Origin of the sequence: Marinobacterium profundum, from assembly GCF_001528745.1 — a bacterium.
In the GTDB taxonomy this organism is placed as follows: Bacteria; Pseudomonadota; Gammaproteobacteria; order Pseudomonadales; family Balneatricaceae; genus Marinobacterium_A; species Marinobacterium_A profundum.
Genome location: NZ_BCNS01000139.1, coordinates 1 through 13,752, shown reverse-complemented (window position 1 = coordinate 13,752; position 13,752 = coordinate 1). Strand labels below are relative to the sequence as shown.

The following is a 13,752-nucleotide window of genomic DNA, read 5'->3' as shown; positions in this document are numbered from 1 at the left end:
TCAGGCTGCTCCCGTGTCAGTAGGGGTTGCGGGCATGGGCCTCGTCTCCAGCGCCCGGTGCTCCTGACAGTGGCGCAGCGTGGGCACGCCCTTGCCGGGATTCAGGGTACCGGCCGGATCAAAGGCATCCTTGATGGCGTTGAACTGCACCAGCTCCTGCTCGCTGAACTGGATCGGCATCTGGCGGATTTTTTCGATACCCACACCGTGTTCACCCGTAATGCAACCGCCGACTTCGACACAGAGCTCCAGAATGCGGCCACCGAACTCCTCCGTGCGTTCAAACTCGCCCGGCACATTGGCATCGAACAGGATCAGCGGGTGCAGATTGCCGTCGCCGGCGTGAAAAACATTGGCCACACGCAGCTGATACTCATCGGACATGCGCTGCATTTCGGTCAGTACATGGGCCAGCTGCCCCCGGGGAATAGTGCCGTCCATGCAATAGTAATCCGGCGAAATACGCCCCACCGCCGGGAAAGCCGACTTGCGCCCCTTCCACAGCAGTGCTCGCTCAGCTTCGCTTTGGGAGGTGCGTATAGAGGTGGCACCATAAGCGGCAAACAGGCTCTCGACCTGGGCAATATGCTCCTGCACTTCCTCGGCGGTGCCATCCACTTCGCACAGCAACAGCGCCTCAGCGCCCTTGGGGTAGCCTGCCTTGGCGAAGTCTTCCGCCGCACTGATGGCGTGGGTGTCCATCATTTCCAAACCACCCGGAATAATGCCGCGCGAAATAATGCCCCCCACCGCATCACCCGCCTTTTGCACGCTGTCGAACGCGGCCATTACCACCTGGGCCTTTTCGGGCTGCGGCAGCAACTTGACGGTGACTTCTGTCACTATGCCCAGCAGGCCTTCGGAGCCGGTGATCAGCGCCATCAGATCCATGCCGCAACTGTCGAGCCCCTGGCTGCCGATACTGAGCTTCTCACCCTCGACGCTAAGCATCTCAACGCTGAGGATATTGTGCACCGTGAGGCCATACTTCAGGCAATGCACACCGCCTGAGTTTTCCGCCACATTACCGCCAATGGTGCAGGCGATCTGGGACGAGGGATCTGGCCCGTAGTAAAGCCCGTGCTCGGCGGCCGCCTCCGTTATAGCCAGATTGCGCACGCCTGGCTGCACCCGGGCGGTGCGCGCCAGCGGGTCTATGGATACGATCTGATTAAACTTGGCCAGGGACAGCAGCACCCCTTCGGCGTGGGGCATGGCGCCAGCGCACAGTCCGGTACCAGCACCGCGCGCAACCACAGGGATGCCATGCTGATGGCAGATCTGCAACACCCGCTGAACCTGCTCAACGGATTCTGGCAGCACCACCACAAGCGGCATTTCACAGTACATCGACAGGCCGTCGCATTCGTAGGGACGCTGGGTTTCGGCATCCTCGATCACGTACTCGGGGTCAATGAAGCTGCGAAACAGCTCCACCAGCCGGGCTTTATCGGGTTTGGATTTTTCAGTCATAACGGGGCTCCCGCTCTATCCCGGCGCTTTGCTCAAGCGCCCCGGCTTTGCAAAAAGTGATCAATACCGGCCTGGGCACAGTCCATATCCTGTGCCGGTGTGCCTGAACTCAGGCCAATACCGCCCACAACTTCACCATCAACCATCACCGGCAGGCCACCACCGACGACACACAGACGTCCGCCCAGGGCGGTATGGATGCCAAACACCAGATTACCCGGGACACAGGCGGCGTTGTATTCATGGGTGGCCTTGCGCGCCGCACTGGCGGTAAAAGACTTGTCCTGGGCCACGGTGATGCTGGTAACCTTGCCACCGTCCATGCGTTCGAATGCCAGCAGATTGCCGGACTCATCGGTGATGGCGATGCACATGGGTACACCTATTTCGATCGCCCGGGCCACGGCGCCTTGAATAAGCACGCGGGCATCGGCCTGATCGAGTCGATTAATGGTTAACATGCGGTAACTCCCTGAAAATTAGCTTGGCAAGGGCAGTGGCGCCCTCACCCCGGACCACCGGCTGGCAGTCCTCTTGTTTGAATAAAAGCAGGTAAAGCAGTCGTCTGCGACAGGCTATTAACCCGGTGGACAAATAGGTCCCCTCCCTATTTGTCCGTCACGCCAGAAAAACTAGCGCAAGTGCATGGACTTGCTGGTTTTTCTGGCGTTCGCATTGGCCTGCGGCCAATGATGAAGCATCCCTGCTTCATGTATTAACCCGCCGGGTTAATAACGAGCTACGGCTAGCGCCTTCTGTTCACGCCTGCGCTGGTGCAACAGCGGTTCTGTATAGCCGCTGGGCTGTTCGCAACCCTTGAAAATCAGATCACAGGCGGCCTGAAACGCCACACTGTGCTCCAGCTCCGGCACCATGCGCTGGTAAGCCGGGTCCGCCGCATTCTGTGCATCCACCACTACCGCCATGCGTTTAAGCGTATCCAGTACCTGGTCGTCGGTGCAGATGCCATGCAACAGCCAGTTGGCCAGGTGCTGGCTCGATATGCGCAAGGTGGCTCTATCTTCCATCAGGCCGATATTGTGAATATCCGGCACCTTGGAGCAACCAATGCCCTGATCGATCCAGCGCACCACATAGCCGAGAATCCCCTGCACGTTATTGTCCACCTCCGCCTGCACCTGCTCAGGCGCAAGCCGTGTATCCCCCAGCAGTGGCTGCGTCAGCAGGGTCTGTAGCGGAGCGAGCGAGCGTTGCTGCAACGCCAACTGGCGCTGCGCCACATTCACCTGGTGGTAGTGTGTCACATGCAGGGTCGCCGCCGTGGGCGATGGCACCCAGGCACAACTTGCCCCGACCTGGGGATGGGCAATCTTGGCCTGCAGCATCTGTTTCATTTCATCCGGCATGGCCCACATGCCCTTGCCGATTTGTGCCCGGCCCCGCAGGCCGCAGGCAAGACCTATATCAACATTGCGATCTTCATAGGCGCCAATCCAGGGCTGCGCCTTGATGGCATCCTTGGGCAACACCGGGCCCGCCTGCATGCCGGTGTGAATTTCGTCACCGGTGCGATCCAGAAAGCCGGTATTGATAAAGAAAAGCCGCTCACGGACCGCCCTGATGCACTCGGCCAGATTGGCCGAGGTGCGGCGCTCCTCATCCATGACACCAACTTTAAGCGTATTGGGGGCCAGATCCAGCAACTGCTCAACGCGCTCGAACAGCGTATTGGTCAACGCAGCTTCCTCTGGACCGTGCATCTTGGGCTTGACGATATAAAGACTGCACCTGCGACTGTTACGGCCAGGTGCGGCGCCACGCAAATCATGCAGCGCGCTAAGACTGGTGATCGCCGCATCAAGAAAGCCTTCCGGCACCGGTTGATTGTCTCTATCCAGCACCGCATCGGTGGTCATCAGATGGCCGACATTACGCACCAGCAGCAGGCTGCGACCATGCAGTCGCAGCTCCTCCCCCTCGGGCGTACTGTAATAACGATCATCGTTCAGGCGCCGGGTGATGGTCTCGCCACCCTTGCTGAAGCTTTCTTCCAGCGTGCCTTTCATCAGCCCAAGCCAGTTGCGATAGACCTGCACCTTGTCAGCCCCATCCACCGCAGCCACCGAATCTTCACAATCCATGATGGTGCTAAGCGCTGATTCCAGCACCACATCCTTCAAGCTTGAGGCCGACAGGGCACCGATCGCATGTTCGGGATCCAGCTGCAACTCAATATGCAGACCGTTGTTACGCAGCAATATCGTCTTGGTACCATCCGCGGCGGTGCCGAAGCCCGCGAACTGCTGCGGATCCGCCAACGCGGTAACTTCGCCACTCCCAAGGGTGATCGCCAGACGCGTGCAGCCTGCATCGGCTACCAGCGCATAATCCGTCACCAGCGCATGACTGCCACTGGCGAGCGGCACCGCCTGATCCAGAAAATCTGCCGCCCAGGCGATAACCCGGGCAGCACGTTTGGGATTAAAGCGCCCGCCTTTCTCGCCCCCCTCGGATTCATCGATGGCATCGGTACCATAGAGGGCATCGTACAGGCTGCCCCAGCGCGCATTGGCCGCATTAAGCGCAAAACGGGCATTGTTTACCGGTACGACCAGCTGGGGGCCGGCGATATGGGCGATTTCATCATCGACATTGCGGGTAGCAATCTCGAAGGGTTCGCCTTCTGGCACCAGGTAACCGATCTCTTTCAGAAATGCCTGATACTGCGCCATGTCGATGGGCTTGGCGCCATTGCGGCTGCGATAGCTGCGGTGCCAGTCGTCAATTTGCTGTTGCAGCTGATCGCGTTTGTCCAGCAAACGGCGGTTTTGCGGCCCCAGATCGTCCAGCAGGGTTTCGAAGCCGGCCCAGAAGCGCTCGGGGTCTATGCCCGTGCCAGGTGTAATATCGCTGGCGACCAGCGCATAAAGGTCGGCCGATACTTTCAGCCCACCGGTTTTGATTCTGTTGGTCATGGTCTCTACTCGCTTTGGTGATGACCGGCGACAGGATTAACCTGCCGCCGGCCTACCAGTCCCGTGAAGGTGGGTCTCGATCCCTGAGCGGGTTCTGTGTTGCACGGGCCGCCGCCATGACGGCCCGAGGGTAAGATCTAGCCTTACGCTATTAGCCGTACACCATGCTCGGCAGCCAGGTCACCACGCCAGGAACCAGCACGCAGACCATCAAACCGAACGCCTGCAGCGCAAGGAACACCAGTGCGGACTTGAAGATGGTCCCCATGGTAATTTCCGGCGGGCAGACACCGCGGATATAAAACAGCGCATAGCCAAAGGGCGGACTGAGGAAGGACATCTGCATGTTCACCAGATAAAGCACGCCAAACCAGAGCACCACATCGTCCCCGGCGACACCCGGCAGCCCGAACAGACCGTCAAACTCCAGCGCCTGCACGATAGGGATGAAGATCGGCACTGCCAGCAGCAGAATACCCACCCAGTCGAGGAACATGCCCAGGACCACCAGCAGTATCATCAGCAGAAACAGAATGCCGTAGGCCGACATACCCGTGGACAGAATCGACTGGGTAATAAATTCCTGACCGCCCTGCAGTATGTAAAAGCCCACGAATACCGAGGCGCCAAACATGATCCAGAGCACCATGGCGGACGCCTTGGCGGTAGTGACAGAGGCATCCTTGAGCGCGGTCACCGAGAAGGCACCGTGCTTCATGGCCACCAGCATGGCACCGAAAGAGCCAATACCCGCCGCTTCAACCGGCGTGGCGATACCGCCAAACAGCAGCCCCAGCACCAGCATTACCAGCACCAGGGGCGCTACCAGATCCTTGAGCAACAGCATTTTCTGGCCGAAGCTGATGCGCTCTTCCTCAGGAACGGGCGGACCCAGTTTGGGGTTGAGCTTGGTACGGATCAGTACATAAGCGATATACATGCCCGACAGCATAAGGCCCGGAATAACAGACCCCAGATAGAGTTCGCCCACCGACTGCTGTGCCACCACCGCATAAAGAATTGCCAGTATGGACGGCGGTATCAGAATCCCCAGGGTGCCACCGGCCATGATGGAGCCCAGGGCAATCTGGTGATCATAGCCACGCTTGAGCATGGCTGGCAGCGCGATAATACCCATGGTCACCACAGCAGCGCCTATCACGCCCACCATGGCGGCCAGGATGGTCGATGCCAGTATAGTGGCGGTCGCCAAACCGCCGTTCAGGCCGCCCATCCATTTGTAGACGACGTTGAACATTTCCTCGATAAGACCGGCTCGCTCCAACATGGACGCCATAAAGATAAACAGCGGTATGGCGGCCAGATCCGAGTTGGTCATCATCGGGAAGATGCGCCCCGGTATAAGGTTCAGCATGGTGGAGTCGCCCACCAGATAGATGAACATCACACCCAGACCACCGGTCACAAAGGTCAGCGGCAGCCCCATCATCAGGGCCACCAGCAGTGAGCCGAACATCAGGTAGGTGAGCGGTCCGATGGACACATCTTCCAGAATGCCGGCCAGACGAAACAGGAAGTATTCATCTTCATAAGGGTCGTAGAACAGCGTATTGATCATCTCGACACTGATGATCAGGGCCATGCTCAGGGTAGCGACCACCATCAGCCAGGTACCCAGGGTACCAATGACGGAGCCACGCCCTCGTGCCACGGGTGCGTTTGCTTGCATTACTTTGGTATTCACGTGTTTGTCCCCCGCCCCATAAGGACGAACAGCGCAATGTCCTTGATCAGTTTCGAGATCCCGGCCAGCAGAATCAGCACAGCACCAAGCAGCATGACGGCCTTGACCGGCCAGTACTGAATACCCCAGGTTTCCACTGTGGTTTCACCCATGGAGTAGGCATCGGCAAAAAAGGTCCAGGAGGTCCAAACCAGCGCCAGCGCGAAAATGAAAAAGAACATGGAGGTAAAGATATCCATACCGACACGACCGCGTTCGGGCAGGAAGTTGTACATGACATCCACCCGCACATGGGAGCCGTGCAGCAGCGCAAAACCACCCGCCAGCAGGTACTGCATGCCCAGCAGCAGGAAGCTGGCTTCATGCACCCAGACCGTCGGCATGTTGAAGATATAGCGCATGATGACTTCGAAAAAGTAGAAACAAACCGCGTTGACGGTCCAGAAGGACACAAAAACACCGGATTTTTCGCTCGTCCAGTCGATAATCCGCGTCAGGCGATTACCGTCGAACTGGTATTTCTTTAACGGATCTTCATCGGCCGTTAACTCACTCGCAGGCTGGGCAATCTTGGCCCCACCCCTTTTTTTCACTTCCCGCTTATCCAGCGCAATCATGATCAGCGGCATAACCGCCAGCCAGCCCCAGTAGAACCAGTGCGGCAAGACAAAGCCGAAGCCTTCCAAATCAGACATGACGTACTACCTCGAATAGTGAAACGGGAGGGCCAGCAGCCCTCCCTCGAAATCAGCCTGCCTGCTTATTCCATACCCTTGATATCGTCAGGGGTGATGTAACCGACTGTCTCGTTCAACATGTACTCGAGCTGTATGTCAAAAATGGCGCGCGCATCTGCATCCTTGTTGGCCCAGTTGAACCAGATAGGGATAGCGGCACTGCGAAACGCCTGTACATCGGCCTGGGACAGACGCGATACCGTAGTACCATCGGCCTTGAATTTTTCCATGGCTTCGATGTTGCGCTTCTGAATGGTCAGGTAATGACGCTGTGAGTAGTTGCGTACTTCGCTTTCAACGATACCCTGCACCTTTGGCGACAGTTTGTTCCATGAACGCAGATTGACGGTCAGATCCATCAAATCCACCGGCTGGTAGATCGACATCACGCCCGGAGGACCCATAAGGATGGTATCCGTCACCTGGGAAAAGCCCAGTTCGTAGTTCACCGCAGGGCCAACATAGTCCGCCGCATCTATAGTGCCTTTCTCAAGTGCCGGGAAGATATCCGAACCCGGCAGGCTGACGCTGGAGACGCCAAACTTGCCAAAGACTTCCGCCACCATGCCACCCGGCAAACGAATCTTCATGCCCTTGAGATCATCAAGGGATTTGACCGGTTTCTTGGAGTGAATGATGTTGGCGTCATGCTGTATTGGGCCTACATAGAAGAGGCCAAATTTCTTGTAGATTTCACGGGTTTTTTCCAGCATGCCCATGCTGTAGAACATGGTGTCCCACTGAGCAGGCTGATCGGGACCGGCCGGATAAGAGGTCAGAAACACTGAGGCGGGAATTTTGCCCGACCAGTAAATGGTAAAGGGGTTCATGCCCTGCAGTACGTTGTTACGCACGGCATCGAACAGGGCATTGTTGTCAGCGGCAACGGACTTGGCCGGGAACGGCTTGATCTTCAGCTCGCCTCCGGTCTTTTCTTCCATCTCACCTGCCCACTGTTCAAACAGGTCGTAGCCTACGGTGCCTGCGTCCCACACGGACTGTACTTTCCAGGTCTGAGCGGCGGACGCCTGAGCCGGTGCCAGCATAGTGGCGCCTACAAGCGCGGCGGATGCCAGGGCGACAGATTTGATAAATCCACGCCGGCGCGGTGCAGTGGACTCGGTCTTGCTGTACTCGTTGATCATCGGATGATCTCCAGATGCCTTGTTATTGTATGAGTGACTCTGCAGGCGCTGTGCCGTGGGTTTGGCTCCGGGATCTTGCATCCCCACTTTATCCAAACACCTCGGCGTACTCCTGCTGACACCGAGATTCACCGCATGTACAGGCTGCGTCTATCGATTCCACAACTGGTCAGACCAGTTTGTTCAACGCCTATATGGACGCTAAAGGGCCGATAGCCGATAGTATGCAGGCTTGCACCCATGCAGCCGGCCTTCGCCGACACGCACCTGAGAACTGGTCCAACCAGTACGGAATGATGGAAAACAGAGCCCCACCCATTGCCCAGTCGATTGCACGCCACCTCGAAGAACTGATTCTTGATGGCACCCTGGCGCCTGAACAGAAGATGCCATCGGAGCGTGCCCTGGCCTCCAAGCTTGGGGTTTCCCGTGCCATAGTGCGTGAAGCCCTGCATGAGCTGCATGGCCGCGGCATTATCGAAACCCGCCACGGCAAAGGCTCCTTCGTATCCGGCATCGTCTCGCAGCCCGAGGACACGGGCCCGCTGATGAACCTGTACTTTGGCCACGCCCGCACCCTCTATGACCTGTTTGAAGTGCGCGAGCAACTCGAAGGCCAGGCCGCCTTTCTGGCTGCGGAACGCGCCACCGAGAAAGACCAGTACCGCATCACCCAGGCATTCGAAGCCATGGAGTCGGCCGACCCGCTCACCAACGCAAACCTGGATCATGCCTTTCACCGCGCCATCGTCGGTGCCGCCCACAACCCGGTACTGGTGCATATTCTCAACAGCCTGAAGAACCTGATGCTCTATACGGTGCAGGCCTCGGTACTCAATCTCAGCCACCGCACCACCTTCAAGCAGCAAATAGACAAACACCACCGCCAGATCTACCACGCCATCATCAGCCGCCAGTCCCAGTGGGCACAAAAGGCCGCCATGGCCCATGTACGCCATGTCAGTGATTCGCTGCGTCAGATTGAGCAGCAGGAAAAGAACATCATTCGCTCAGCCCTGGTCGACAGCGACGCTTAAGCGCCTGCGCAGGTACCATGAGCCTGCGTGATCAGGAATTTGACCAGGCGGGCGCCGGCTGCTTCCATTGCGTGCCCTTCGCAGTGCCAATCCTTTGATGTCGTTCCGTTGACAGCCGCTTTCTTTAGCGCTGCGCTATATCCCCCATCTATACCCAAGCTCTAATCCCGCCTTCTCAACGGCGCCAGGCATTCGCTGTTTCACCGCTACGCCCTTTCACCCTTAAGTCACTTTGCCGTGCCAGTTCAGACCTCATGAGTTGAACCACCACTCCTGGTGTCTTGTTACCACAGCCATAAGAAAAACGTATTTGAAATCCGTTTCTATACTATGGAATTTTTATATTCAAAACAAAATGGCGCATATAAACCGTATAACATATTGATTTTATTATTTTAAAACTGAATTTATGGCCAATTACTGCTAATTCCATAATACGAAATTCACTTCCATTAATATTGTAATTCATTTCCATAGCTGCTTTACTGGCTTCATCAGCGCGGCACAGACGATGACAGACGCCTCTGTGGCACCCCCTCACCGACGTTGCGCTAGCGGATTTTGATTTAACAGCTAACCTGGGAGGCCATCACCATGGCAAAGATGAGAGCAATTGAAGCGGCAATAGAGATTCTGAAAATCGAAGGCATAGATACCGCCTTTGGCGTTCCGGGCGCAGCAATCAACCCCATGTATGCCGCCATGAAGAAACTCGGCGGTATCGACCATGTACTGGCGCGCCATGTAGAAGGCGCCTCGCATATGGCCGAGGGCTATACTCGCAGCGCGCCGGGCAATATTGGTGTCTGCATAGGCACCTCAGGCCCCGCCGGTACCGACATGATTACCGGGCTCTATTCAGCTTCGGCCGACTCCATCGCCATGCTATGTATCACCGGCCAGGCTCCGCGCGCACGCCTGCACAAGGAAGATTTTCAGGCTGTTGATATCGAATCCATCGCCAAGCCCGTCACCAAGTGGGCCACCACCGTACTGGAGCCAGGCCTGGTACCGCAGGTGTTCCAGAAGGCCTTTAACCTGATGCGCTCAGGCCGCCCGGGCCCGGTTCTGATCGACCTGCCATTTGATGTGCAGATGGCGGAAATCGAGTTCGATCCCGAGATGTATGAGTCGCTGGGTGCCTACAAACCCGCAGCCAGTCGCAAGCAGATTGAACGCGCACTGGAAATGCTCAACGCATCAGAACAGCCGTTGCTGGTGGCCGGTGGTGGCATCATCAATGCCAATGCCTCCGAGAAGCTGGTGGAGTTCGCCGAAATCATCGGCGTTCCGGTCATCCCGACCCTGATGGCATGGGGTGCGATCAGCGACGACCATCCGCTGATGGCCGGCATGGTGGGTTTGCAGACTTCGCACCGCTACGGCAACGCCACCATGCTGGAGTCCGACTTTGTACTGGGTATCGGCAACCGCTGGGCCAACCGCCACACGGGCTCTGTTGATGTTTACACCAAGAACCGTACCTTCGTGCACGTGGATATAGAACCAACCCAGATTGGTCGCGTTTTCACGCCGGATTTGGGGATAGTGTCCGATGCCGGCAGCGCGCTGGATCTGTTTGTCGAAGTGGCGAAAGAATGGAAGGCGGCCAACCGGTTGAAGGACCGCTCGGCCTGGGCGGCTGATTGCCTGGAGCGCAAGCAGACGATGCTGCGGCGCAGTGACTTTGACAATATTCCGGTTAAGCCGCAGCGCGTCTATGCCGAGATGAACGCCGTCTTTGGCGAGGACACTTGCTACGTATCCACCATAGGCCTGTCCCAGATCGCCGCCGCCCAGTTCCTGCACGTGTACAAGCCGCGCAACTGGATCAATGCCGGCCAGGCGGGCCCCTTGGGATGGACAGCACCTGCGGCCCTGGGTGTTGTAAAAGCCAACCCGGACCGCGACGTTGTCGCCATATCCGGCGACTATGATTTCCAGTTCATGATCGAAGAACTGGCGGTGGGTGCGCAGTTCAAACTGCCCTACATCCATGTTTTGGTGAACAACTCCTACCTGGGGCTGATTCGCCAGGCACAGCGCAACTTCGACATTGATTATTGTGTGCAACTGGCGTTCGACAATATCAACGCGCCTGAACTGGATGGCTACGGTGTTGATCACGTTGCTGTTGTCGAAGGCCTGGGCTGCAAGGCCATCCGCGTGCGGGATCCGAACGAGATAGGCGCAGCCCTTGAAGAGGCCAAGCGACTCAAGGCACAGTACCAGGTACCGGTTGTCGTAGAGATCATTCTGGAGCGTGTTACCAACATCTCCATGGGAACCGAGATCGACAACGTTAATGAATTCGAGCCGCTGCCGGCCTGATTAAGAACCTAAATAGCTGTAGCCCCGGTAGCGACCCCGGCGCTGCGACTGACCCGAAAACAGGAGATTTTCATGCCACGTCTGTGTGCCAACCTGTCCATGCTGTTCACTGAACACGACTTTCTCGAACGCTTTGATGCCGCCGCCAGAGCGGGCTTTAGCGGTGTCGAGTATCTGTTCCCCTACGACTTCGCCGCAACGGACATCAAGGCGAAGCTCGACGCCAACGGCCTGACCCAGGTGCTTTTCAACCTGCCCGCCGGTGACTGGAATGCCGGCGAGCGCGGTATCGCCTGCCACCCGGACCGGACCGAAGAGTTCCGCCAAAGCGTCGAGCGTGCCATCAGCTACGCCAAGGTGCTGGGCAATACCCAGGTCAACTGCCTCGCCGGCATTCAGCCAGAGGGCGTAAGCACTGAGCAGGCTCGCAGCACCTTTATCGACAACCTGAAATATGCCGCGGCAGAACTTGAAAAAGCCGGTATCCGGCTGGTGATGGAAGCGATCAACACCCGCGATATTCCGGGCTTCTTTCTCAACAACACCGCTCAGGCTCTGGACATCCGCGATGCCGTCGGCAGCAGCAACCTCAGCCTGCAGTACGATATCTATCACATGCAGATCATGGAAGGTGACCTGGCGCGCACCATCGAGGCCAACCTCGGCGCCATCAACCATATACAGCTGGCCGACAATCCGGGCCGACATGAACCGGGCACCGGCGAGATCAACTACGACTTCCTGTTCAGCTTCATCGACACCCTGGGGTACGACGGCTGGATCGGCTGTGAGTACAAGCCCGCCACCAGCACCGAAGCCGGTCTTGGCTGGCTCAAAGCCTACAACCAGATCTGACCCTGCAACGAACGGAGAACACAGATGGCACGTATAGGATTTATCGGCACCGGCATCATGGGCAAGCCCATGGCAGAAAACCTGCAGAAAGCAGGCCACAGTCTCTATTTTTCCGAGCACCACTCCAAGGCCCCGGCGGACCTGCTGGGCAGCAACGGCACTGCACTACCCAGCCCCAAAGCGGTAACGGAGGAGTCCGAGTTCATCATCCTGATGCTGCCCGACACCCCCCAGGTTGAAGAGGTGCTGTTTGGCGCTAATGGCGTGGCCGAAGGGGCTGCGGCAGGCAAGATCATAATCGACATGAGTTCGATCTCCCCCATCGCTACCAAAGAATTCGCAACTCGTATCAACCAGACCGGGGCTGACTATATAGATGCACCTGTGTCCGGCGGTGAAGTAGGTGCCAAGGCGGCGACTCTGACCATTATGGTGGGCGGCAGCGAAGCGGCGTTTGAGCGCGCCAAACCACTGTTCGATGCCATGGGTAAAAACATCACCCTGGTGGGCGGTAACGGCGACGGCCAGACCACCAAGGTGGCCAACCAGATCATAGTTGCGCTGAACATCCAGGCCGTATCCGAGGCCCTACTGTTCGCCTCCAAGGCCGGCGCTGACCCCGCCAAGGTGCGTGAGGCTCTGATGGGTGGCTTTGCGTCGTCCAAGATTCTAGAAGTGCACGGCGAGCGCATGGTCAAGGGCACCTTCGATCCTGGCTTCAAGATCTGCCTGCACCAGAAGGACCTTAACCTGGCCCTGGAAGGCGCCCGGACGCTTAAGCTGAACCTGCCAAACACCGCCAGTGCGCAGCAGAATTTCAGCACCTGCGCAGCCCTGGGTGGCGAAAACTGGGATCACTCGGCGATGATCAAGGCCCTGGAACACATGGCTAATCATTCGATCCGGGACTGAAGCGTCTCTGAATAAGAGCAAAACTGGGGCGACCCAGTGCGGCGATGATCAAAGCCCTGGAGCCTATGGCCAATCATTCGATTCGGGACTGAAACGTCTCTGAATAGGAGCAAACTGGGGTTATCCCACTGCAGCCATGATCAAGGCCCTGGAGCATATGGCTAATCATTCGATCCGGGACTGAAGCGTCTCTGAATAAGAGCAAACTGGGGCTATCCCACGGCAGCCATGATCAAGGCCCTGGAACATATGGCTAATCATTCGATCCGGGACTGAAGCGTCTCTGAATAAGAGCAAAACTGGGGCGACCCAGTGCGGCGATAATCAAAGCCCTGGAGCCTATGGCCAATCATTCGATTCGGGACTGAAACGTCTCTGAATAGGAGCAAACTGGGGTTATCCCACGGCAGCCATGATCAAGGCCCTGGAGGATATGGCTAATCATTCGATCCGGGACTGAAGCGTCTCTGAATAAGAGCAAACTGGGGCTATCCCACGGCAGCCATGATCAAGGCCCTGGAACATATGGCTAATCATTCGATCCGGGACTGAAGCGTCTCTGAATAAGAGCAAACTGGGGTTATCCCACGGCAGCCATGATCAAGGCCCTGGAACATATGG

The 13,752-nt window shown here is 57.4% G+C and carries 10 protein-coding genes; 4 read left to right on the top strand and 6 right to left on the bottom strand.

The annotated features are described in order from the left end of the window. From MPRO_RS16075 to dctP, 6 genes are all read right to left on the bottom strand, one after another. The gene (locus MPRO_RS16075) at positions 1-1,473 is read right to left on the bottom strand and encodes an FAD-linked oxidase C-terminal domain-containing protein (RefSeq protein WP_067294981.1); all 1,473 of its coding nucleotides are present in this window, start codon (positions 1,471-1,473) and stop codon (positions 1-3) included. Between the two features lie 32 nt (positions 1,474-1,505). Continuing rightward, positions 1,506-1,934, bottom strand: coding sequence for a GlcG/HbpS family heme-binding protein (locus MPRO_RS16070; RefSeq protein WP_067294977.1), 429 nt, complete (start codon positions 1,932-1,934; stop codon positions 1,506-1,508). Between the two features lie 267 nt (positions 1,935-2,201). Beyond that, positions 2,202-4,409, bottom strand: coding sequence for a malate synthase G (locus tag MPRO_RS16065; protein ID WP_067294972.1), 2,208 nt, complete (start codon positions 4,407-4,409; stop codon positions 2,202-2,204). 151 nt (positions 4,410-4,560) lie between these two features. Beyond that, complete coding sequence (locus tag MPRO_RS16060) at positions 4,561-6,114, bottom strand: TRAP transporter large permease (RefSeq protein WP_067294968.1); 1,554 nt, start codon at positions 6,112-6,114, stop codon at positions 4,561-4,563. After that, entirely contained in the window at positions 6,111-6,809 is a 699-nt protein-coding gene (locus MPRO_RS16055; RefSeq protein ID WP_067294965.1) for a TRAP transporter small permease subunit, read from the bottom strand. The genes MPRO_RS16060 and MPRO_RS16055 overlap by 4 nt, the downstream gene beginning before the upstream one ends. Positions 6,810-6,874: 65 nt before the next feature. Then, the gene (dctP, locus tag MPRO_RS16050) at positions 6,875-8,077 is read right to left on the bottom strand and encodes a TRAP transporter substrate-binding protein DctP (RefSeq protein ID WP_245635119.1); all 1,203 of its coding nucleotides are present in this window, start codon (positions 8,075-8,077) and stop codon (positions 6,875-6,877) included. A 212-nt stretch (positions 8,078-8,289) separates the two neighbouring features. Between dctP and MPRO_RS16045 the strand changes: the two genes are divergently transcribed. The 4 genes from MPRO_RS16045 (at position 8,290) to MPRO_RS16030 (ending at position 13,131) form a co-directional block, all read left to right on the top strand. Continuing rightward, entirely contained in the window at positions 8,290-9,033 is a 744-nt protein-coding gene (locus MPRO_RS16045) for an FCD domain-containing protein (protein WP_245635118.1), read from the top strand. A gap of 594 nt (positions 9,034-9,627) precedes the next feature. After that, positions 9,628-11,364, top strand: coding sequence for a glyoxylate carboligase (gene gcl / locus MPRO_RS16040; protein WP_067294957.1), 1,737 nt, complete (start codon positions 9,628-9,630; stop codon positions 11,362-11,364). Positions 11,365-11,436: 72 nt separating this feature from the next. Continuing rightward, entirely contained in the window at positions 11,437-12,219 is a 783-nt protein-coding gene (gene hyi / locus MPRO_RS16035; protein ID WP_067294953.1) for a hydroxypyruvate isomerase, read from the top strand. A gap of 24 nt (positions 12,220-12,243) precedes the next feature. After that, a complete protein-coding gene (locus tag MPRO_RS16030; protein WP_067294950.1) occupies positions 12,244-13,131 on the top strand; it encodes a 2-hydroxy-3-oxopropionate reductase in 888 nt (295 codons plus the stop codon). Positions 13,132-13,752 lie beyond the last annotated feature (621 nt).